Source organism: Kitasatospora sp. NPDC029312, assembly GCF_055569215.1.
This window is the reverse complement of the sequence record NZ_JBVHXY010000011.1, coordinates 78,209-100,729: the sequence shown is the minus strand read 5'-3', so window position 1 is coordinate 100,729 and position 22,521 is coordinate 78,209. Positions and strand designations below refer to the sequence as shown.

The 22,521-nt window shown below is 73.2% G+C and carries 16 protein-coding genes; 5 read left to right on the top strand and 11 right to left on the bottom strand.

Annotated features, from left to right (window positions below; all coding sequences use genetic code 11):
• Window positions 1-253 precede the first annotated feature (253 nt).
• The 3 genes from ACZ4WV_RS12050 (at window position 254) to ACZ4WV_RS12040 (ending at window position 3,071) form a co-directional block, all read left to right on the top strand.
• Window positions 254-646: a cell division protein SepF gene (locus ACZ4WV_RS12050; protein WP_465745455.1), complete on the top strand. Its 393-nt coding sequence runs from the start codon at window positions 254-256 to the stop codon at window positions 644-646.
• 182 nt (window positions 647-828) lie between these two features.
• Window positions 829-1,455, top strand: a complete 627-nt coding sequence (locus ACZ4WV_RS12045; protein ID WP_465745453.1) for a TetR/AcrR family transcriptional regulator — start codon at window positions 829-831, stop codon at window positions 1,453-1,455.
• On the top strand, window positions 1,452-3,071 hold the full coding sequence (locus tag ACZ4WV_RS12040) for an MFS transporter (protein WP_465745451.1): 1,620 nt from the start codon (window positions 1,452-1,454) through the stop codon (window positions 3,069-3,071). Before ACZ4WV_RS12045 ends, ACZ4WV_RS12040 begins: the two co-directional genes overlap by 4 nt.
• 104 nt (window positions 3,072-3,175) lie before the next feature.
• Here ACZ4WV_RS12040 and ACZ4WV_RS12035 read toward each other — a convergent pair whose 3' ends face one another.
• The 8 genes from ACZ4WV_RS12035 to ACZ4WV_RS12000 form a co-directional block, all read right to left on the bottom strand.
• Window positions 3,176-5,641, bottom strand: a complete 2,466-nt coding sequence (locus tag ACZ4WV_RS12035) for a SpoIIE family protein phosphatase (RefSeq protein ID WP_465745449.1) — start codon at window positions 5,639-5,641, stop codon at window positions 3,176-3,178.
• Between the two features lie 145 nt (window positions 5,642-5,786).
• On the bottom strand, window positions 5,787-6,407 hold the full coding sequence (locus ACZ4WV_RS12030) for a TetR/AcrR family transcriptional regulator (RefSeq protein WP_465745447.1): 621 nt from the start codon (window positions 6,405-6,407) through the stop codon (window positions 5,787-5,789).
• A gap of 90 nt (window positions 6,408-6,497) precedes the next feature.
• Window positions 6,498-8,096 (bottom strand): 4-coumarate--CoA ligase family protein, encoded by a 1,599-nt coding sequence (locus ACZ4WV_RS12025; RefSeq protein WP_465745445.1) that lies wholly within the window; start codon window positions 8,094-8,096, stop codon window positions 6,498-6,500.
• Between the two features lie 299 nt (window positions 8,097-8,395).
• Entirely contained in the window at window positions 8,396-9,568 is a 1,173-nt protein-coding gene (locus ACZ4WV_RS12020) for an acyl-CoA dehydrogenase family protein (RefSeq protein ID WP_465745443.1), read from the bottom strand.
• Window positions 9,569-9,580: 12 nt separating this feature from the next.
• The gene (locus tag ACZ4WV_RS12015; protein WP_465745441.1) at window positions 9,581-11,548 is read right to left on the bottom strand and encodes an acetyl/propionyl/methylcrotonyl-CoA carboxylase subunit alpha; all 1,968 of its coding nucleotides are present in this window, start codon (window positions 11,546-11,548) and stop codon (window positions 9,581-9,583) included.
• Window positions 11,549-11,562: 14 nt separating this feature from the next.
• Window positions 11,563-13,161, bottom strand: coding sequence for an acyl-CoA carboxylase subunit beta (locus ACZ4WV_RS12010; RefSeq protein ID WP_465745439.1), 1,599 nt, complete (start codon window positions 13,159-13,161; stop codon window positions 11,563-11,565).
• On the bottom strand, window positions 13,158-14,969 hold the full coding sequence (locus ACZ4WV_RS12005) for an acyclic terpene utilization AtuA family protein (RefSeq protein ID WP_465745437.1): 1,812 nt from the start codon (window positions 14,967-14,969) through the stop codon (window positions 13,158-13,160). The genes ACZ4WV_RS12010 and ACZ4WV_RS12005 overlap by 4 nt, the downstream gene beginning before the upstream one ends.
• Before the next feature lie 161 nt (window positions 14,970-15,130).
• A complete protein-coding gene (locus tag ACZ4WV_RS12000; protein WP_465745435.1) occupies window positions 15,131-15,418 on the bottom strand; it encodes a hypothetical protein in 288 nt (95 codons plus the stop codon).
• 163 nt (window positions 15,419-15,581) lie between these two features.
• On the opposite strand from ACZ4WV_RS12000, the gene ACZ4WV_RS11995 reads away from it, so the two are divergent.
• Together ACZ4WV_RS11995 and ACZ4WV_RS11990 are read left to right on the top strand one after the other, a co-directional pair.
• Window positions 15,582-15,995 carry a VOC family protein gene (locus ACZ4WV_RS11995; protein ID WP_465745433.1) on the top strand — a complete coding sequence of 138 codons (414 nt, stop codon included), beginning with the start codon at window positions 15,582-15,584 and terminating at the stop codon, window positions 15,993-15,995.
• 122 nt (window positions 15,996-16,117) lie between these two features.
• Entirely contained in the window at window positions 16,118-18,481 is a 2,364-nt protein-coding gene (locus tag ACZ4WV_RS11990) for an ATP-binding cassette domain-containing protein (protein WP_465745431.1), read from the top strand.
• Window positions 18,482-18,537: 56 nt separating this feature from the next.
• Here the strand turns inward: ACZ4WV_RS11990 and ACZ4WV_RS11985 are convergent, their stop codons facing one another.
• The 3 genes from ACZ4WV_RS11985 to ACZ4WV_RS11975 form a co-directional block, all read right to left on the bottom strand.
• A complete protein-coding gene (locus ACZ4WV_RS11985; RefSeq protein WP_465745429.1) occupies window positions 18,538-19,047 on the bottom strand; it encodes a GNAT family N-acetyltransferase in 510 nt (169 codons plus the stop codon).
• A 126-nt stretch (window positions 19,048-19,173) separates the two neighbouring features.
• On the bottom strand, window positions 19,174-21,054 hold the full coding sequence (locus tag ACZ4WV_RS11980; protein WP_465745427.1) for an endonuclease/exonuclease/phosphatase family protein: 1,881 nt from the start codon (window positions 21,052-21,054) through the stop codon (window positions 19,174-19,176).
• Between the two features lie 371 nt (window positions 21,055-21,425).
• On the bottom strand, window positions 21,426-22,355 hold the full coding sequence (locus tag ACZ4WV_RS11975) for a Gfo/Idh/MocA family protein (protein ID WP_465745425.1): 930 nt from the start codon (window positions 22,353-22,355) through the stop codon (window positions 21,426-21,428).
• Window positions 22,356-22,521: the final 166 nt, after the last annotated feature.

Sequence of the window (22,521 nt, the reverse complement as noted above, 5' to 3'; positions counted from 1 at the left end):
TGACAGAAGGTCAATTACGCGGTGACCGCTACCGATATGGTCTACGCGCGCAACCGCACGGCAGGCCACCGCGTCGCTTCCTTTGTCCGGGTCCGCCCGGGCTTTCGGCGCGGCACGACTCGTACGGGGGTCGCGAGCGGGCGCGGGACCGGTGAACAGTGCGATACTCGGACAGTTCCGACGAGTGGATGCCGTGTCAAAAAAGACACGCGCCCCCGGGGGACCAGGACGGGACGAGGCAGGGAGGCGCGGCATGGGAGCACTTCGCGACGAGCACCACAACGGGTGGCTGATGCCCTCGGGGAACTACCCGGCCGCCGTGTACGACGACGAGTGGGTCGATCAGGAGACGGTGCCCGCGGTCCCCGCGCCCACGAAGATCGTCTCCCTGCGGCCGACGGGCTTCGAGGCGGCGCGCACGGTCGGCGAGCACATCCGGGCGAGCACCCCGGTGGTCATGGACCTCACCGAGATGGAGGAGGCTGAGGCCAAGCGCATGGTCGACTTCGCCTCCGGTCTGATCTTCGGCACCCGGGGGGGCATCGAGCGGATCGCCCGCCGGGTCTTCCTGCTCACCCCGGCCGACGTCGAGGTCATGGTGATCGACCGCCCGCTCGACGAGACCGGGTTCTACAACCAGAGCTGAGTCGGCCGCCCGCCCGGCCCTCCAGCGCCCCTGACCGGGGACGGCACACCCGCCGTCCCCGGTTTTTTGCTGCCCGGCCGCGGAGCGCCTCTGCCGGCCGGCCGAGAAGCCCCGATCGAAGCATTTGAGACTCACAAAGAAATTTTGAGACACTAATGTCTCAGTTGGGCTAGGCTTGGTTCATGGCCACCGACCGCGACACCGTCCTCGAAGCCGCCGTCGGCGTGCTGTCCCGCCGTCCCACCGCCCACATGGACGAGATCGCCCGCGCGGCGGGGATCAGCCGGGCCACCCTGCACCGGCTGTTCCCGGGCCGTGAGGCACTGATCCGCGAGGTCGGCCGGCTCGGCCTGGAGCGCTTCGCCGCCGCCCTGGACACCGCCGCGACCGAGCAGGGCGACGCCGAGGCGGCCCTGCGCCGGCTGGTCGACGCCGCCGTCCCGGACGCCATGCTCTGCGCCTTCCTGGCCGGCGAGAACCAGCTCTACGAGGACGACGACATCAACGACCTCTGGGACGTCCAGATCGCCCGGCTGCACGCCCTCTTCCTGCGCGGCCAGCAGGAGGGCGTCTTCCGGATCGAGCTGAGCGCCGCCTGGCTGAGCGAGGCCTTCTTCGATCTCGTCGCCGGCATCGGCTGGGCCATCCAGGACGGCCGGCTCGCCCCGCGCGAGGCGGCCTTCTCGCTCGCCGAGCTGTTCCTCGGCGGCGCGCTGCGCCGACCGGTCAGCCCTGCCACCTCTGCCACCCCGCCCCCCGACCCCACCCACCGCACCTCGGACCGGAAACCGGAAACCGATACTCCATGAGCTTGACGGCTCGGCACCCCCTGACCACCCCGACCGACCGCCAGCGCTGGACCGGCCTCGCCGTCCTGGTGCTGGCCGTGACCGTGGTCGCCCTGGACGCGACCGTGCTGTCCCTCGCCATCCCGTCCATCAGCGAGACGCTGCGCCCCAGCGGGACCCAGCTGCTCTGGATCGGCGACTCCTACTCCTTCGTGCTGGCCGGCCTGCTGGTCAGCATGGGCGCGCTGAGTGACCGGATCGGCCGCAAGAGGCTGCTGCTCTGCGGTGCCACCGGCTTCGGCGCCGCCTCGCTGCTCGCCGCCTACGCACCGGGCCCGGGCTGGCTGATCCTGGCCCGCGCGCTGCTCGGCGTCGCCGGCGCGACGATCATGCCCTCCACGCTGTCGCTGATCCGCAGCCTGTTCCCGGACGACCGGGAGCGGGCCACCGCGATCGGCATCTGGGGCGCGGCCGCCACCGCCGGCGCCGCGCTCGGACCGGTGGTCGGCGGGCTGCTGCTGGAGCACTTCTGGTGGGGTTCGGTGTTCCTGCTGAACATCCCGATCCTGCTCCTGCTGCTGGTGCTCGGCGCCTGGCTGCTGCCGGAGTCCAGGGACCCTGCTCCCGGCCGCTGGGACGTGCTGAGCGTCGCGCTGTCGATGGCCGGCGTGATCGGCGTGGTCTACGCGGTGAAGGAGGCGGCCGCGCACGGCGTGGCCCGCTGGGACGTCCCGGTCACCTTCGCGCTGGGCGCCGCCGCGCTGACCGCCTTCGTCCGGCGCCAGCTGCAGCTGGAGAACCCGCTGCTGGACGTGCGGCTGTTCCGCGACCGGCGGTTCACCGCCGCCGTCACGGCCTCGCTGATCTCGCTGGTGGGCCTGAGCGGCGTGATCTTCGTGGTCTCGCAGTACCTCCAGCTGGTCCGCGGCTACGAACCGCTCCAGGCGGGCCTGGCGGAGCTGCCGGCCTTCGCCGGCTCGGTGGTCGGCGGCCTGCTGACCGCCCGCATCGCGCGGCGCTTCGGCGCTCGCAAGGCGCTGGCCGTCAGCCTGCTCGCCATGGGCCTCGCCGCGGGCGTGCTGGGTTGGCTCCAGCAGGACACCGCCTACCTGCTGCTGGCCGTCTCCTTCCTGCTGACCGGCACGGCCGAGGGCGTGGTGTACACGCTCGGCGCCGACCTGGTGCTGGGCGCCGCGCCCGCCGACAGGGCCGGCGCCGCCTCGGCGGTGTCCGAGACGGCGTACGAACTGGGCACCGCGCTCGGCATCGCGCTGGTCGGCTCGGTGGTCGGCTCGATCTACGCGAACGGGCTGACCGTCCCGGCCGGGGCCTCCCCGGAGACCGCCGCCCGGGCTGGCGAGTCGCTCGGCTCGGCCGTGGAGGCGGCGCACGAACTGCCGTCGGCGGTGGCCGAGCCGCTGCTGACCAGTGCCAAGGACGCCTTCCTGCACGGCATGAACAGTGCCGGGCTGCTCGCCGGGGTGCTGCTGGTCGCTGCCGCCGCGCTGGCCTGGCGGCTGCTGCGCGGACTCTCCGCCCCGACGGCCGCCGAAGCGGCGCAGCCAGTGGAGCCGCGACAGCCGGTCCAGCCAGTCCGGTCGGTCGAGCCGGTCGAGCCGCAGAAGCTCGACGCCTGACGGCTCCGACGCGCGGGACTCCTCCCGAGGACGGCCGTTCCCTTCCGGAGCGGCCGTTCTCGGCCTGCCGAAAGGCCGTGGCCCCGGCCCCCGGCTCCCGAGGCCTACGACACGCCGAAGGGCAGCTCCAGCTCCGCCCAGACCACTTTGCCGTCCCGGGTGAGCCGGCTGCCCCAGCGCTGAGCCAGCTCGCTGACCAGGAACATCCCGCGTCCGCCCTCGTCCTGCTCGGCGAAGGGCCGCAGCTGCGGCGTCTGGCCGCCGGCGTCGGAGACCTCGACGGTGAGCACCCGGTCGCGGAACAGCCGCAGTCGGCGCGGTGCCTCGGCGTGCAGCAGGGCATTCGTGACCAGCTCGCTGACCAGCAGTTCGGCGTAGTCGGAGAGCGCGTTCAGGCCCCAGGCCTCCAGGGTGGCGCGGGTGAACCGGCGGGCCTTGCCGGGCAGCTTGCCGCCGCCGGTGAGCGGGAGTTCGGCGACGCGGTCGGCGGGCAGCGGCAGCGCCCGGCCCATGATCATCGCGATGTCGTCCTCGGTGCCGTCGGTGACCAGTGCGCCGAGCACGGCGTCGCAGCTCTCCTCCAGCGTCCGGCCGGTCCGGGCGAGCGTGCGGGCGAGCAGGTCGATGCCGTCGTCCAGGTCCTGGCCGCGCCGCTCGACCAGGCCGTCGGTGTAGAGGGCGAGCGTGCCGCCCTCGGGCAGGATGAACTCGATCGACTCGAAGCCGACCCCGCCGACGCCCAGCGGCACGCCCGGCGGCACGTCGATCTTGCGGGCGGTACCGTCGGTGCCCACCCACACCGGCGGCAGGTGCCCGGCCGAGGCGACCTGGACGGTGCGCTCCAGCGGGTCGTAGACGGCGCAGATGCAGGTGGCGAACTGGCCCTCGCCGATGCCCGAGGCGGTCTCGTCCAGTCGGGTGAGGACCTGCTCCGGCGGCATGTCCAGGGTGGCCAGGGTGCGGGCGACGGTGCGCAGCTGGCCCATGGTGGCGGCGGCCCGGATGCCGTGACCCATGACGTCGCCGACGACCAGGGCGACCCGCCCGCAGGACAGCGGCACCACGTCGAACCAGTCGCCGCCGACCTCGCTGACCACGCTGCTGGGCAGGTAGCGGTAGGCGATCTCCAGGCCGAGGGTGCGGTGGATCTCCTGCGGCAGCAGGCTGCGCTGCAGGGTGAGGGCGGTCTCCCGCTCGCGCCGGTAGAGCCGGGCGTTGTCGAGGGCCAGCGCCGTCCGGGCGACCAGTTCCTCGGCGAGCGCGACGTCGGCGTCGGTGAAGGGCTCGGAGTTGCGCATCCGGATGAACTCGGAGCCGCCGAGCACCATGCCCCGGGCGGTGATCGGCACCATCAGGTAGGAGTGGATGCCGGCCGCCATCCCGGGGGCGACCCGGTCCTCGCTGGACACCAGTCCGCGCAGCACCTCCTCGTCGACGTGGGCGCGCACCAGCGGCCGGCCGCTGCGCAGGCACTGGGTGTAGCTGCGGTCGGGGGCGTACTCGGAGACCTCGCCGACGACGTCCACGGCGTGGGCCAGGCCGGTCTCGTAGCTCTCCCCGACGGCGACGGCGCGCAGGGTGACCGCCCGGTCGGCGGGGATCGGGGTGGGTTCGGCGCCGCGCAGGACGGGTTCCAGCAGGTCGACGGTGGCGAAGTCGGCGAACCGGGGCACGACCGCCTCGATCAGCTCCTCGGCGGTGCGCTGCAGGTCGAGGGTGGTGCCGATCCGGGCGGTGGCCTCGGCGATGGTGGCCAGCCGTTCCTGGGCGCGGGCGGCGCGGGCCTCGGCCTGGAAGCGCTCGGTGACGTCGATGATCGAGGAGGCGACGCCGAAGACCCGGCCGGTGGAGTCCTCCAGCCGGAAGTAGGAGGCGGACCAGGCGCGGTCCCGTTTCGGGTCGCCCGGGACGCGGCCGTGCGAGCGGGCGTCGACGACGGGCTTGCCGCTCCTGAGGACCTGTCTCATGGTCTGTTCGATCTCGACGGTGTTGATGCCGGGCAGAACGGCGGATATCCGGCGTCCGAGGTGGGCGGCCGCCGGGACGCCGTTCATCCGGGCGAGCGCCTCGTTGATCCGGACGTAGCGCAGCTGGGTGTCGTAGACGGCCATGCCGATCGGCGAGCGGCCGAAGATGCCGTCCAGCACGGCGAGGTCGGCCTCGACCTCGTGCAGCGCCTGGGTGTCGGAGGCGGTGGCGAGCAGCAGCAGGGTGCCGTTCGGGCCGGTGATCGGGTAGGTGCGGAACTCCAGCTCGACCCGGTGGCCGTCGCGGTGGCGGACGGGGAAGACGAAGGACCGGCCGGTACCGCTCATGATCCGCCGGAAGAGGTCGAGGACGTCCGGGCGGTCGGCCTCGTCGGTGAGCAGCTGGGCGGCGTAGCTGCCCACGGCTTCCTCGGTGGTGTAGCCGAGCAGGACCTCGGCGTCCTCACTCCAGTGGAGGATCAGGCCGTCGGACTGGAGCAGGGCCGTCGCGAGCGGGACCAGGCGGTGGCCGTCCGGACGCGCGGAGGCGCCGCCCTGCGCGAGGCCGGCGGCGTCGGTCGCGTCCCACTCGTGTCCGTGCATTCAGGCAGCACCCCGGTTCGGCTCGTGCCCGACCGGGTGGGCCTCGCGGTAGGTGCCGGCCGGGTTTCTTCTCCAGACTGCACGGACATCGGCCGCCCGGCGACCCCTTGGTCAGGGGCGTCCGGCCGCTCCGGTTGTACGGGCGTCATGGGCGTACCGGGCGCAGCGTACTCTCCAGAAGGCCCGCCCACTGCCCGATCACCCGGGATCGTCGAACACTGTCGTCGGTCAGCAGGTTGGCCAGGCCGAGCCCGCGCGCGAGGTCGAGGGTGGCCTGCACCGATTCGCGCACGCCCGGGCGGGTCTCGTCGGCGCCGAGGAACTCCACGGCGGCCCGGTGGGCCTCCCGGCCGACCCTTCCCTCCAGGGCGACGATGCGCTCCCGGAGGGCTTCCTCGGTGGCGGCGGCCGTCCACAGGTGCAGGGCGGCGCGGAAGTCCGGGCCGGTGTAGAGGCGCACGATCATGTCGACCACGGCCCGGGTGCGGTCGGGGCCGGCGGCCGGCAGTTCGTCCGCGTGGGCGCGGACGGCCGCCAGCCGCTCGGTGGTGACGTACTCGACGGCCGCGGTGAAGAGGTCCTCCCGGGTGGGGAAGTGGTGCTGGGCCGCGCCCCGGGAGACGCCGGCCCGCTCGGCCACCACGGCGACGGTGGAGCCCTGCCAGCCGAGTTCGGCCAGGCAGTCCACGGCGGCCGCGAGCAGCCGGGCGCGGGTCGCGCGGCTGCGGTCCTGCTGGGGGGTACGGGCGACGGCGTGGCTGGTCATGGCGGGCGGCGGTTCCTGTTCCGGTCGGTGCGCGACGGGTCGATCCTCACAGACGGGCCGCGGTCTTGGCCCGGCGGGGTCGGCGACCATTCAGGCCGTGGCCGCGGCCCGGGCGGCCTCGCGGGCGCGAAGTTCGCGGCGGAGGATCTTGCCGGCCGCGGACTTCGGGATGGCGTCGACGAACTCCACGGCGCGCACCTTCTTGTACGGGGCGACCTGCCCGGCCACGTAGCCGGTGACCTCCTCGGCGGTCAGGGTGCTACCGGGGGCGCGTACCACGAAGGCCTTGGGGCACTCGGTGCCGTCGGCGTCCGGGACGCCGATCACCGCGGCGTCGCCGATCTCCGGATGGCCGAGCAGCACGGCCTCCAGTTCGGCGGGGGCGACCTGGTAGCCCTTGTACTTGATCAGTTCCTTGACCCGGTCGACGATGTGCAGGTAGCCGCGCCCGTCCACGTAGCCGACGTCGCCGGTGTGCAGCCAGCCCTCGGCGTCGATCACGGCGGCGGTGTCGGACGGGCGGCCGAAGTAGCCCTTCATCACCTGCGGGCCGCGGATCAGCAGCTCGCCGCGCTCGCCGGTCCCCAGGTCGCCGCTGCCGTCCAGGGCGGTGACCCGCAGTTCGGTGGAGGGGACCATCCGGCCGACCGAGCCCGGGGACGGGTCGCGCTCGGTCGGGGACATGACGTGGGTGACGGGGGACAGTTCGGTCATGCCGTAGCCCTGGAGCAGGTGCGGCAGGCCCAGGCGCCGGGCGCAGGCCGCGGCGAGGTCCGGGTCCAGCGGGGCGGCCGCGCACAGCAGGTACTCGACGGAGGAGAGGTCGAAGCGGGAGACGACCGGGTGCTTGGCCAGGGCGAGGGCGATCGGCGGGGCCACCACCAGGGCCTGCACCCGGTGCTGTTCGATCGCGCGGCAGTACTGTTCCAGGTCGAAGCGGGGCAGCACGACGACGGTGGCGCCGCACCGCAGCGGCTGGTTGAGCAGGGCCGCGAGCCCGTAGATGTGGAAGAACGGGAGGACGGCCAGCACCCGTTCACCGACAGCGGGGCGGTAGAGCGCGTCGGTCTGGGCCAGGTTGGTGGCGATCGAGCGATGGGTGAGCATCACGCCCTTGGGCAGGCCGGTGGTGCCGCTGGAGTAGGGCAGGACGGCGATGTCCTCGGCCGGGTCGAACGCGGGCTCGGGGGCGGGGGCGGTGGCGGCCAGCAGGTCGGCGAGGGAGCGGTGGCCCTCGGCGCCGTCTAGCACGATGGTCTCGGCCAGCGGGCGGCCGTCGGCAGCGAGCTGTTCGGCGGCCGCGCGGGCGGTCGGCAGGAAGGCGGAGACGGTGATCAGCCGGCGGGCGCCGCTGTCGCGGAGCTGGCCGGCCAGCTCGGTGGGGGTGGAGAGCGAGGACACCGTGGTCACGGTGGCGCCGGCCCGGGTGGCGCCGTAGCAGGCCATCGGGTAGGTGATCGAGTTGGGGCTGAACAGGGCCACCACGTCGCCCTTGCGCACCCCTGCCTCGGCCAGGCCGGCGGCGACCCGTTCGACGGAGGCGGCGAGCCGAGCGTAGCTGACCTGCTCCCCGGTGAGGCCGTCGATCAGGGCCGGCCGGTCGCCGTACTCGGCGGCGCCGCCGAGCACCGCTTCGTGGATCGGCAGGTCGATCACGGGCACGTCGGGGAAGTCGCTTCGGAACACCAAGGCATGCCTCCAGCAGTGAAGTCGATGCTGCAACAAAACCGGTGACGCGGGCCGGTGCGGGGCGCGCTCAGGAGCATACGGACAGGCAGGGCGATCGCTGCGCCATTGCCGCGAACCGGGCACGGTGCCCGCGCCGCACAGGTGCGCCCCGGGGGCGCTCGCCCGTTCGGTGTTGCACCACGACCGCCCGCCCCCCGGCGCCGTCCCAGCCCCGGGCGCTGTCCCGGGCCCCGGAGCATCCCCGACCGCGCTCAGCCCCCGCGGGGCGCCCCCCGGGCGCCGGCCGCGCCGGTGACCGGTCAGTACGACTTGGGCAGGCCCAGGGTGTGCTGGGCGACGTAGTTGAGCACCATCTCACGGCTGACCGGGGCGACCCGGCCGACCCGGGTGGCCGCCAGCAGCGCGCCCAGCCCGTACTCCTGGGTGAGGCCGTTGCCGCCGAGGGTCTGCACCGCCTGGTCGACGGTACGGGCGGCGGCCTCCCCGGCGGCGTACTTGGCCATGTTGGCGGCCTCCCCGGCGGCCACGTCCTCGCCCGCGTCGTAGAGCAGCCCGGCCTTCTGGGTCATCAGCCGGGCCAGTTCGATCTCCACCGCGCACTGGGCGAGCGGGTGGGCCAGCCCCTGGTGGGCCCCGATCGGGGTGGACCAGACGGTGCGGGTCCTGGCATACTCGACGGCCTTGCCGAGGGCCTGGCGGGCCAGGCCGAGCGAGAAGGCGGCGGTGAGGATCCGCTCGGGGTTGAGGCCCGCGAACAGCTGGAGCAGCCCGGCGTTCTCGTCGCCGACCAGGGCGTCGGCGGGCAACCGGACGTCGTCCAGGAAGACCTGGAACTGCTTCTCGGGGGCGATGAGTTCCATCGGGATCGCCCGGTACTCGAAGCCGGGGGTGTCGCGCGGGACGACGAACAGGCAGGGCTTGAGCTTGCCGGTGCGCGCGTCCTCCGTCCGGGCGACGAACAGCACCGCGTCGCAGTGGTCGATGCCGGAGACGAACACCTTGCGGCCGGTCAGCAGCCAGTCCGCGCCGTCCCGGCGGGCGACGGTGGAGATCCGGTGCGAGTTGGAGCCGGCGTCGGGTTCGGTGATGCCGAAGGCCATCGTGCGGCTGCCGTCGGCGAGTCCGGGAAGCCAGCTCCGCTTCTGCTCCTCGGCGCCGAAGCGGGCTATCACGGTGCCGCAGATCGCCGGGGAGACGATCAGCAGCAGCAGCGGGCAGCCGGCGGTGCCGAGTTCCTCCAGCACGATGGCGAGGTCGGTGATGCCGCCGCCTCCGCCGCCGTACTCGGCGGGGAGGTTCACGCCGAGGTAGCCGGCCTTCCCGGCGTCCGCCCACAGTTCCGCGGCGGGCTCGCCGGCCCGGGCCTTGGCGAGGTAGTAGGCGGAGCCGTAGCGGCGGCCGAGGTCGCCGACGGCCTGGCGCAGGGCCTTGCGTTCGGGGGTTTCGAGGAGCTGACTGCCGATCGCGGACATGCGGGTCCTTCCTCAGGCCTCTTGGACGGGCTGCGCTTCGGTGGTCCGGACGACGGCGAGCAGGGTGCCGAGTTCGACCTGCCGGCCGGGGGTGGCGAGGAGTTCGACGAGCACGCCGTCGGCGGGGGCGGTGACGCGGTGCTCCATCTTCATCGCCTCCAGCACCAGCAGCGGCTGTCCGGCGGTGACGGCGTCCCCCACGGCGGCGGTGGTGCGCAGCACCGTGCCGGGCATCGGGGCGAGCAGGGCGCCGGGGTCGGTGTGGACGGTGGGGTCGGGGAAGCGCGGCAGCGCGGTGAGCACGGTGCCGCCGGTCGGAGTGTCGACGTACACCCGGCCGGCCCGGTCGCCGTAGCGGGCGACGCGGTAGGGGCGCCGGACGCCGCCCTCGCGCAGCACGACGTGGTCGGCGCCGGCTTCGACGAGTTCGACGTCCGGGTGGCCGTCGGCCAGCAGGCCGGAGCGGGTGTGGCGGTAGCGAACCTCCAACTCCCGGCCGTCGGTGGTCCGGTAGCGCTTGAGCTGGGGTTGGGAGGGCAGGTTGCGCCAGCCGGAGGGCAGCGCGGTGGAGCGGGCGGCGGCGTCGGCGAGGGCGGCGGCCAGCGCGGCGAGTTCGGCGCCCTTGGTGTCCGGCGCGGTCAGCTCCGCCGCGTGCTCGGCCAGGAAGCCGGTGTGCAGGCGTTCGGCCAGGAAGGCCGGATGCCGCACCGCGCGGACCAGCAACTCCCGGTTGGTGGCCGGGCCGTGGATCCTCGCGCGGGCGAGGGCGTCGGCCAGCCGGCGGGCGGCGGCGGCCCGGGTGGGTGCCCAGGCGATCACCTTGGCGAGCATCGGGTCGTAGTACGGGGTGATCTCGCTGCCGGGCTCCACGCCCGAGTCCAGCCGGAGCCCCGGTCCCGCGAACTCCTGGTGGTCACAGGTTAGTTCGATGTTGTGCAGGGTGCCGGTGGCGGGCTGCCAGTCCTTGGCCGGGTCCTCCGCGTACAGCCGGGCCTCGATCGCGTGGCCGGTGGTCGGCGGCGGCGTGGGCCCCGGCAGCTCCTGTCCTTCGGCGACGGCGAGTTGCAGCGCGACCAGGTCGAGTCCGGTGACCGCCTCGGTGACGGGGTGCTCGACCTGGAGGCGGGTGTTCATCTCCAGGAAGTGGAACCGCCCGTCCTCGGCGAGCAGGAACTCGGCCGTGCCGGCGCCGACGTAGCCGATCGCCCGGGCGGCGCTCACCGCCGCCGCGTGCAGCTCGGCCCGCAGGGCCGCCGGCAGACCGGGGGCCGGGGCCTCCTCGACCACCTTCTGGTGGCGCCGCTGCAGCGAGCAGTCGCGGTCGCCGACCGCCCAGACGGTGCCGTGCGCGTCGGCCAGCAACTGCACCTCGACGTGCCGGCCGGTGGGCAGGTAGCGCTCGCAGAACACCTCGTCCGAGCCGAAGGCCTTCGCCGCCTCGGCGCGGGCGGCGGCCAGCTCGGCCGGCAGGTCGGCCAGTCGGCGCACCACCCGCATGCCGCGGCCGCCGCCGCCCGCTGCGGCCTTGACCAGCACCGGCAGATCGGCCTCGGTCGGCTCGGCCAGCGCCTCCAGGACGGGCACCCCGGCCTCCGCCATCAGGCGCTTGGCCGCGGTCTTGGAGCCCATCGCGGCGATCGCGGCCGGCGGCGGCCCGACCCACACCAGGCCGGCGTCCAGCACGGCCTGGGCGAATCCGGCGTCCTCGGAGAGGAACCCGTACCCGGGGTGGACGGCGTCGGCGCCCGCGGCCAGCGCGGCCCGCACGATCAGTTCGCCGCGCAGGTAGGTGTCGGCGGGCGCGGCGCCCGGCAGCCGGACGGCCGTGTCGGCCTCCCGCACGTGCGGGGCGGCGGCGTCCGGGTCGGAGTGGACGGCGGTGGTCGCGATGCCGAGCTCCCGGCAGGTCCGGAACACCCGGCGGGCGATCTCGCCCCGGTTGGCGACCAGCAGATTGCCGATCGGAGTCCTGGAAGTCATCGTGGGTAGCCCTCTCACATCCGGAAGACGCCGTAGCCGCGCGCGCCCTCGACCGGCGCGTTGTGGATCGCGGACAGGCACAGGCCGAGCACCGTGCGGGTGTCGCGCGGGTCGATCACGCCGTCGTCGTAGAGGCGGCCGGACAGGAACACCGGCAGCGACTCGGCCTCGATCTGCTGCTCGACCATCGCCCGGACCGCCGCGTCCGCGTCCTCGTCGTACGGCCGGCCCTTCGCGGCGGCCGACTGCCGGGCGACGATCGACAGCACCCCGGCGAGCTGCTGGGGGCCCATCACGGCGGACTTGGCGCTCGGCCAGGAGAACAGGAAGCGCGGCTCGTACGCCCGGCCGCACATGCCGTAGTGGCCGGCGCCGTAGGAGGCGCCCATCAGCACGGACAGGTGCGGCACCGTGGAGTTGGCGACGGCGTTGATCATCATCGCGCCGTGCTTGATGATGCCGCCCTGCTCGTAGTCCTTGCCGACCATGTAGCCGGTGGTGTTGTGCAGGAACAGCAGCGGGGTGTCGCGCTGGTTCGCCAACTGGATGAACTGGGCGGCCTTCTGGGACTCCGCGCTGAACAGCACGCCCTGGGCGTTGGCCAGGATGCCGACCGGGTAGCCGTGCAGCCGGGCCCAGCCGGTGGCCAGGCTGGTGCCGTAGAGCGGCTTGAACTCGTCGAAGTCGGAGCCGTCGACGATCCGGGCGATCACCTCGCGCGGGTCGAAGGGCACCTTGAGGTCACCGGGGACGATGCCGAGCAGGTCCTCCTCGTCGTACCTCGGCGGCTCGGCGAACCGGTCCGGGTCCGGTCCCGGCTTGCGGTGGCCGAGCCGGGCGACGATCCGGCGGGCGATCCGCAGCGCGTCCGCCTCGTCCACCGCGAAGTGGTCGGCCAGCCCGGAGATCCGGGCGTGCATCTCGGCGCCGCCCAGCGACTCGTCGTCGGCCTCCTCGCCGGTGGCCATCTTCACCAGCGGCGGCCCGCCGAGGAACACCTTGGCGCGCTCCTTGACCAGCACGGTGTGGTCGGACATGCCCGGCACGTAGGCGCCGCCGGCCGTCGAGTTGCCGAACACCACGGCCACGGTGGGGATCCGGGCGGCGGAGAGCCGGGTGAGGTCACGGAAGAGGGCGCCGCCGGGGATGAAGATCTCCTTCTGACTGGGCAGGTCGGCACCGCCGGACTCGACCAGGTTCACCAGCGGGAGGCGGTTGTTCAGCGCGATCTCGTTGGCCCGCAGGGCCTTTCGGAGGGTCCACGGGTTGCTGGCGCCACCGCGCACCGTCGGGTCGTTGGCGGTGATCACGCATTCGACGCCCTCGACCACGCCGATGCCGGTGACCAGCGCCGCCCCCACCGGGTGGTCGCTGCCCCAGGCGGCCAGCGGGGACAGCTCCAGGAACGCCGAGTCCGGGTCGACCAGCAGCTCGATCCGCTCGCGGGCCAGCAGCTTGCCGCGCTTGCGGTGGCGCTCCACGTAACCGGGGCCGCCGCCGGACAGCGCCTTGGCGTGCTCGGCGTCGAGTTCGGCGAGCTTGGCGAGCATCGCGGTGCGGTGCTCGGCGTACTCGGGCCCGGCCGGGTCGACGCGGGTGGTCAGGACGGTCACAGCGGGGCCTCCGGGCTGTCGAGGCGGGCGGGCGGAACGTCGCGTTGGGCGGTCGGGCTGTCCGGGTGGGTGCTCGGGCTGTCCGGGCGCACGGTCGGGCTGCCGAGTAGGGCGGTCGGGACGTCGAGGTGGCGGGAGCGCAGCCACTCCCCGAGGGCCTTGGCCTGGGGGTCGAAGCGGTGCTGGGCGGCGACGCCCTCGCCGAGCAGGCCGGTGACGGTGAAGTTGACCGCCCTGAGGTTCGGCAGCAGGTGCCGGGTGACGGGCAACTCGGCGGTTTCCGGCAGCAGTTCACGCAACCGCTCGACGGTGAGGGTGTGCGCCAGCCAGCGCCAGCCCTGCTCGCTGCGGGCCCAGACGCCCACGTTGGCATCGCCGCCCTTGTCGCCGCTGCGGGCGCCGGCCACCAGGCCGAGCGGGGCCCGGCGGGTCGGGCCGGGCGGCGGCGGCTCGGGCAACCGCGCTTCGACCGCCTCGGGTCGGGAGCTGACCGGCGCGGGCGGGACGGCGATCCGGCGCCCGTCCGGCAGTACGGCGGTGTGCTCGACCGCCTTGGCGTCCACGTACGCGGCGGTGAACACCCCGTACGGCGCGCCCGGGCCGGGCGGGGCGGTGAGGTGGAAGCCGGGATAGCCGGCGAGCCCCAATTCCACGGCCGCCCGCCCGAGTTCGCGTCCGACCTTGGCCGGGTCCAGGTCCCGGGCGGTGAGCCGCAGCAGGGCGGAGGCGGTCTCCTCGGTGGCGGCGTCCGGGTGGTCGGTGCGGGCGAGGGTCCAGCGCAGTTCGGCCGGGCGGGCTTCCGGCGGCAGGGCGGCGGCGAACTGCCGTCGCACCAGCTCGGCCTTGGCCTCGATGTCCAGGCCGGTGAGCACGAAGACCACCTCGTTGCGGTGGCCGCCGAGGCGGTTGACGCCGACCTTCAGGGTGGGCGGCGGGGCCTCGCCGCGCACGCCGTCGATCCGCACCCGGTCCGGGCCGTCCCCGGTGAGCCGGACGGTGTCCAGCCGGGCGGTGACGTCCGGGCCCGGGTAGTGCGGTCCGCCGGTCTCGTACAGCAGTTGGGCGGTGACGGTCTCGACGGTGACGGCGCCGCCGGTGCCTGGGTGCTTGGTGATCACGCTGGAGCCGTCGGCGTGCAGTTCGGCGAGCGGGAAGCCGGGGCGGGTCACGTCGTGCTCGCGGAAGAAGGCATAGTTGCCGCCGGTCGCCTGCGCCCCGCACTCCAGGACGTGCCCGGCCATCACGGCCCCGGCGAGGGGGTCCAGGTCGGCGGCCGTCCAGCCGAAGTGGGCGATCGCGGGCCCGGCGACCAGCGCGGCGTCGGTCACCCGCCCGGTGACCACCACGTCCGCGCCCTCGGCCAGGCAGGCGGCGATGCCGAAGCCGCCCAGGTAGGCGTTGGCAGCCAACGCGCGCTCGGGCAGGCCGAGTTCCGCCCGACGGGGCAGCAGATCGTCGCCCTCGACGTGCGCCACGGCCGTCCGGACGCCCAGGCGCTGCGCCAACTCCCCTAACTCGGCGGCGAGTCGGGCCGGGTTGAGGCCGCCCGCGTTGACCACGATCTTCACGTCCCGCTCGCGCGCCAGGCCGAGGCACTCCTCCATCTGGCGCAGGAACGTCCGGGCGTACCCGAGGGACGGCTCCTTCAGCCGGTCCCGGGCGAGGATCAGCATGGTCAGCTCGGCGAGGTAGTCCCCGGTGAGCACGTCCAGCGGCCCGTCCGTGAGCATCTCCCGCACCGCCGCGAAGCGGTCCCCGTAGAACCCCGAGGCGTTGCCGATCCGCAGTACCGAGCGTGCGCGCGCCAATGCGCCTCCCCTGCCGGTGGGTTGGCGCCATTCGGTACGAGCGCCGCCGGGCAGCAGCGTGGCACCGGCCGGCGAAAAAAGCAATCATGCCTGCTTGTTTTGGTGCCCCGCGCACTGAACGGCGTCGGGCGGGCGACCGCCCCGGCGCTCAGCGGCGGCCGTCAGGGGGAGCCGAGGCGGCGGCCGACTTCCTCCAGGTAGTCGTCACCGTAGGCGGCGGCGACGTCGGCGAGGTCGATCATCGGCGGGAGATCGGCCGTGGACTGGCGTTCGACCAGGAAGGCGGCGGTTTCGGCCACGATCCGCTCCTCGTCCGTACGGGGCAGGCGCAGCTGGTTCACGGTGGCCTCGCTCGCCTGGAAGCGGGAGCGGACGGCTTCGCCGGCGGTCGGGAAGCTCACGAGGTACTCGTGGTCGCCCAGGGGTTCGATCTGGATGTCGGCGGTCATGGTTCTGTCGCTTTCTCCGTTCCGGGCACGCGGGCCGGGCCCCGCCTTTCGCGCTTAACCGGCTCGCCGGTGGTCGAAACCCGCAGGCTCCCCGAGCCCGGACGGACGGACCGATCAGGATTCGAGAAGCACCCCGGCCGGGGGCGCGCCTAGCGTTGCCGTCATGAACGACATCACCATTCACTGGACCTTCCTCCCCCACACCGATCCCGAGGCCTCGCTCGCGTTCTACCGCGACCTGCTGGGCTTCGAGGTGCGCAACGACGTCGGCGGCGGCCCGATGCGGTGGATCACCGTCGGCCCCGCCGACCAGCCGGACGTCTCGGTGGTGCTGGAACCGCCGGCCGCCGACCCGGGCGTCACCGAGGACGAGCGGCGTACGATCACGGAGATGATGGCCAAGGGGACGTACGCGCGGCTGGTGCTCGCCACCGCCGACCTGGACGGGGTGTTCGACCGGCTGAAGTCGGGCGGCGCCGAGCTCGTGCAGGAGCCGACCCAGCAGCCCTACGGCATCCGCGACTGCGCCTTCCGCGACCCCGCGGGCAACATGATCCGCTTCAACGAGGTGCGCTGAACCTCCGCCCGCCCCGGGAGCACCCTCGCGGGGCGGGCCCGACCCACTCGTCCCAAGACACACTTGTCCCCCGACCCGCTCATCCGCCGAGCCCGCCCGACAGCCAGGGAGCGAAGACCACGATGGCCGAGCCGCACGTCGCCGACAGCCACGACCTGATCCGCGTGCACGGTGCACGCGAGAACAACCTCAAGGACGTCAGCGTCGACATCCCCAAGCGCCGCCTGACCGTGTTCACCGGCGTCTCCGGCTCCGGCAAGAGCTCCCTGGTCTTCGACACCATCGCCGCCGAGTCCCAGCGGCTGATCAACGAGACCTACAGCGCCTTCGTGCAGGGCTTCATGCCCACCCTGGCCCGCCCGGACGTGGACGTCCTGGAGGGGCTGACCACCGCGATCATCGTCGACCAGCAGCGGATGGGTGCCGACCCGCGCTCCACCGTCGGCACCGCCACCGACGCCAATGCGATGCTGCGCATCCTGTTCAGCCGGCTCGGCAAGCCGCACATCGGCTCCCCCAAGGCCTACTCCTTCAACGTCCCCTCGGTCAGCGGCGCCGGCGCGGTCAGCTTCGAGCGCGGCGGCCGTACGGTCAAGGAGCGGCGCAGCTTCAGCATCACCGGGGGCATGTGCCCGCGCTGCGAGGGCCGCGGCAGCGTCTCCGACATCGACCTCACCCAGCTCTACGACGACAGCAAGTCGCTCGCCGAGGGCGCGATCACGATCCCCGGCTGGAAGCCGGACAGCTGGTGGACGGTCGGCGTCTACGCCAACTCGGGTTTTCTCGACCCGGACAAGCCGATCCGCAAGTACACCAAGAAGGAACTGCAGGACTTCCTGTACCGGGAGCCGACCAAGGTCAAGGTCAACGGCGTCAACCTGACCTATGAGGGCCTGGTCCCCAAGCTGCAGAAGTCCATGCTGTCCAAGGACAAGGACGCCCTGCAGCCGCACATCCGGGCCTTCGTGGAGCGCGCCGTCACCTTCACCGTCTGCCCGGACTGCGACGGCACCCGGCTGAGCGAGGCCGCCCGCTCCTCCAGGATCGGCGAGCTGAGCATCGCCGACGCCTGCGCGATGCAGATCAGCGACCTCGCCGACTGGGTGCGCGGCCTGGACGAGCCGTCGGTGGCGCCGCTGCTCACCGCGCTCCGGCAGACCCTGGACTCCTTCGTCGAGATCGGCCTCGGCTACCTCTCGCTCGACCGCCCCTCCGGCACCCTCTCCGGCGGCGAGGCGCAGCGGGTCAAGATGATCCGCCACCTCGGCTCCTCGCTCACCGACACCACGTACGTGTTCGACGAGCCCACCACCGGCCTGCACCCCCACGACATCAGCCGGATGAACGGCCTGCTGCTGCGCCTGCGGGACAAGGGCAACACCGTGCTGGTGGTGGAGCACAAGCCGCAGACCATCGCGATCGCCGACCACGTGGTGGACCTCGGCCCGGGGGCCGGTACGGCGGGCGGCACGGTCTGCTTCGAGGGCGGCGTGGACGGGCTGCGCACCAGCGGCACCGTCACCGGCCGCCACCTGGCCGACCGGGCGGCGCTGCGCGCGGCTCCGCGCGAGCCCGTCGGCACGCTGGCGATCCGCGGGGCGAACACCCACAACCTGCGGGACGTGGACGTGGACGTGCCGCTGGGGGTGCTGACCGTGGTCACCGGGGTCGCCGGTTCCGGCAAGAGCTCGCTGATCCACGGCTCGATCCCGGCCGAGGAGGGCGTGGTCTACGTCGACCAGGGCGCCATCAAGGGTTCGCGGCGCAGCAACCCGGCGACGTACACCGGGCTGCTGGAGCCGATCCGCAAGGCCTTCGCGAAGGCGAACGGCGTGAAGCCGGCCCTGTTCAGCGCCAACTCGGAGGGCGCCTGCCCGACCTGCAACGGCGCGGGCGTGGTCTTCACGGACCTGGCGATGATGGCCGGCGTGGCCACCACCTGCGAGGACTGCGAGGGCAGGCGCTACCAGGCCTCGGTGCTGGAGTACCGGCTCGGCGGCCGGGACATCAGCGAGGTGCTCGCGATGCCCGTGACGGAGGCGGCGGAGTTCTTCGGCGACGGCGGGGCGAAGCTGCCGGCCGCGCACCGGATCCTGGAGCGGCTCGCCGACGTCGGCCTGGGGTACCTGAGCCTGGGGCAGCCGCTGACCACGCTGTCCGGCGGTGAGCGGCAGCGGCTGAAGCTGGCGACCCACATGGGGGACAAGGGCGGGGTCTACGTGCTGGACGAGCCGACCACCGGTCTGCACCTGGCCGACGTGGAGCAGCTGCTCGGGCTGCTGGACCGGCTGGTGGACTCCGGAAAGTCGGTGATCGTGATCGAGCACCACCTGGCGGTCATGGCGCACGCGGACTGGATCATCGACCTCGGTCCGGGCGCCGGTCACGACGGCGGCCGGGTGGTCTTCGAGGGCACCCCGGCCGAGCTGGTCGCGGCCCGTTCGACGCTGACCGGCGAGCACCTGGCGGAGTACGTGGCCGGCTGACCGCCCCGACGGCGCTGCCCGGGCGGCCGGGCGTAGGACGGTCAGGCGGCGGGCGGTCAGTCCAGCGGGAGCGCCATCTCCAGGATCCGGGCCGCCGGGTCCAGCACGTACGGTGTCTCACCGCCGGTGCAGGCGAAGCCGCGCCGCCGGTAGAAGGCGGCGGCGCGGTGGTTCTCCTCGTGCACGCCGAGCAGCATCCGCCGGGCGCCGCCGGTCCGGGCCCAGTCGATGACGGCGTCCAGCAGGGCGTCGGCGACGCCGTGTTCGCGGCCCCGGTGGGCCGGGTCGACCCAGACGCCGATCAGGTCGACCGACCCGGTCTCGTCCTTGCTGGGGATCGACAGCATGGTGGCGACCCACTCGTCCGAGTCGTCCACCGCGACCAGGCCGATCTTGCCGGGCTCGTTCAGCCAGTCCGTACGGGCCCGCCAGTTGCCCTCGCCCTGGTGCCGCGCGTACTCGTACGGCTCGCCGAAGGCCGTGGGAGTGTCCAGGAGTTGGGCCAGCCGCACCTTCCGCAGGCGCTGCCAGTCCTCCCGACCGATCCGCTCGATCCGGTACCCCATGCCGTCGCCCGCCCCCCGTCGCTCGTCACTCGTCGCTCGTCACCTGGCGCTCGTCGGCTACCAGCCACGAAACGCCTCCGCCGCCGGCGGTCACCGGCGGCGGAGGCAGGATAGCCGTGCGGCGGATCAGGGCTTGATCCGGACCACCTGCGGGTCGTGGTCGCTGGCCTGGTGGGCGAACTCGGCGTTGATGTGCACCACGTCGTACTTCGCGTAGCCGACCTCGGGGCTGACCAGGATGTGGTCCAGCACCTGCGAGTTGCCCTGGTAGACGTACGAGTACTGTTCGGTCTCCGGCAGCTCGTTCACCAGGTCGCGCAGCACGCCGCCCTTGGTGAGCGCGGCCAGGGCGGGCGAGAACTGGTAGTCGTTGAAGTCGCCGAGCGAGACGACCTTCGCCTCCTTGTCGGCGGCCAGCAGCTTGGCGACGAAGGCCTGCTCGATGGTGGCCTGCTTGGTCCGCTGCACCTCGGAGCTGCGGACGGGCTGCTGGAAGCGGCTGTCGATGCCCTGGTCGCCGCCCTTGCTGTTGAAGTGGTTGGCGATCACGAACACCTTCTGGCCGCGGAAGGTGAACTGGCCGACGAGCGGCTTGCGGCTGTTGGTCCAGGCCTCGTCGGTGGGCTGGATCCGGCCGGGCGAGGCGGTCAGCGAGGTGGCCGCGCCGGTGCCGGTGACGTCGACGGCGGTGGTGGCGTCGCCGCCCGCGATGTCGGTGAAGGAGACCCGCTGCGGGTTGAACAGGAAGACCTGGCGGATGTTGCCGCCGGGCTCGCCGCCGTCCTTGCCGTCCTGGGGGTCGATCGAGCGCCAGTCGTAGGCGGGGCCGCCGGCCGCCCTGACGGCGGCGATGAACTTGGCGACGGTCTGGCTCGCGTCCACCGTGCCGTCGTTCTTGGAGCCGTTGTCGTCCTGGATCTCCTCCAGGGCGACGACGTCGGGCGAGCGCAGGTTGGTGACGACGCCCTGGGCCAGCTCGGCGAACTTGGAATCCGGGTTGTTCGGGGCCAGGTTCTCCACGTTGTAGGTGGCGAGGGTGAGTTCGCGGTCGCTCGGCTGGGCGGTGACCTCGCGCTGGAGGTGGTTGTCCTTGAGGGTGCCCAGGGTGCCGGCGACGAGGGTGTAGCCGCCGAAGGCGTTGTAGTCGAGCGGGCCGGTGGTGGTGCCGGTCAGCTCGTCGCCGACGTTGGCCACCGGGAAGGGCTGCTTGGAGGCCGGCGCCTGCTGTTGCACCATCAGGCGGCCGACGTTGGGCTCGCGGTAGGACTCGTACAGCACGCCGCCGCGCTTGCTGCGCTGGTCCTGCCGGTCGGCGGCGACCCACAGCTCGTCGTACTTGTCGGTCGCCTGTATGACGCGGACGTCCTTGACCTGGACGAGCATGCCCTCCAGGGACTCGTAGAAGTCCAGGGCGTACTTCTCCGGGTCGAGCGGCACCCGGTCGATGGTGCCGTCGGGGCCGGCCACCGGGCTGTAGGTGCCCGGGATGTCGCGGGTGTCGACCACCACGGGCGCGGGCAGCGGGTTGCCGGAGGAGACGACAGTGACGGCCGGGCCGGAGAGCTCGGTGACGGACTGCGAGCCGCCGGAGTAGCTCGGGTAGTACTCGGTGACCTTGCCGCTCACCAGGACCGAGTCGCCCACCTTGACGGTCGGGTTGCCGCCGGTGAAGACGAAGACGCCCTCGCTGGTGGCCGGGTCGGCGTCCGGGTTCGGGTCCTGCATCCAGAAGCCCTTGGAACTGCCGTACGCCCGGACGCCGGTGACGATCCCGGGCACGCCGGTGACGGGCTTGCCGGCCTGCGGGGAGATTCGGGTGGTGCCCTGGACGTCGTGGATCCGCAGCGGCCCGGCCTCGGTCGGTGCCGGGGGCGTGGCCGTCGCCGCGCCGGCCGCGTTCGCCGTCGGCAGCAGGACGAGCACCAGCGAGGCGGCCAGCGAGGCGGGGAGGAGGCAGGCGCGCAGCAGGGCGACTCTGCGGGGGCGGGGCGCGGGGGCGGTGGTCACCGGGGCATGACTCCTAGCTCCGCCGTACGGCACGGCTGGGTGCGCGGCGGTCGGGGGCGACGCGGCTCGCGCGGGCGGGTGCCGGTGCAGCCGGGGCCGCACGGGCGGCAGCGGGCGCTACTCGCGTAGAAAGAAGACGGGGAGAAAGCGGGAGACGGACTCCGTCTCCCGCGACGCCTTCAAGATACGCGCGTAGAAAAAGCTCCGACAAGACCCCGTCAATGAACTGTCGGTTCCGGCCGGATGACGTGAAAGCGCGTCAATCCAGGCCCCTCCCAGCGGGATACCAGCGAACTTCCAGCTTGTCGCCCAGCCGCCCCCGGAGTTGGCGCGCCGGCGCGCTCCGGGGCGCGGCGTTCCGGTGCTCTTCCTCAGTTCTGCCCGATCCGTTCCACGATCAGCTCGCACAACTCGTGGGTGCGCAGCGCGTCGTGGGCGTCGAGGGTCCTCCCGGCCCGGACGGCGTCCAGGAAGGCCAGCACGCACTGCTCGATGCCGCGCTGGCGGGCGACGGACACCCAGTCGCCGCGCCGGCGGACGGTGGGCTGGCCGCGGTGGTCGATCACCTCGGCCAGGTTGCGCACCTCGCGCTTGGAGTCGCCGCCGGAGACCTCCAGCACCTCCTCGGTCGAGCCGGAGACGCGGTTCATGATGCCCAGCGCGGTGAAGCCCTCCCCGCCCAGGGTGAGCACCAGGTGCTCGACCAGCCCGTCCCGGGTGCGGGCCCGGACGTCCACGTGCTCGATCTCGCCGGGGGCGAGGAAGCGCAGCAGGTCCACCACGTGGATGAAGTCGTCGTAGACCAGCGTGCGGGCGGCCTCGGCGAGGCCCTCGCGGTTCTTCTGCAGCACGATCAGGTCGCGCGGCCGCTCCTTGGCCTGGACGTACCCGGGCGCGTACCGCCGGTTGAAGCCGACCATCAGCGAACGCCCGGTGCGGTCGGCGAGCCCGACCAGCCGGCGGGCGCCGTCCAGGGTGTAGTCCAGCGGCTTGTCCACGTAGACGTCCACCCCGGCGGTGAGCAGCTGCTCGACGATCGGCACGTGCTGCTCGGTCGCCGCGTGCACGAAGGCGGCGCGGATGCCGCTGCGGATCAGCTCGCCGAGATCGGTGAACCGGTGCTCGGCGCCGATCCGGTGCGCCTCGCCGATCCGGTCCAGCTTGGCCCGGTCCCGGGTCATCAGCCGCAGGTCCAGGCCGGGCAGCGTGGTGAGCACCGGCAGGTAGGCCTTCTGCGCGATGTCGCCCAGGCCGATCACCCCGACGGGGAGCCGGGGATCGGTGGGGCGGGTCTCGGTCATGGGTCTCTCCTGCCGGTGCCGCTGGTACGGACGATCTTCGGCACCCACCCTAGGGCAGCCCGTCCGCCGCGAACCGGGCAGCCGGAGCAGGCGCCGGCCCCCGACGACCTGCCCGTGGTCCCGACGGCTTGTGGCTCCGAAGCGGGCCGCCCACGTCGGCCACGCC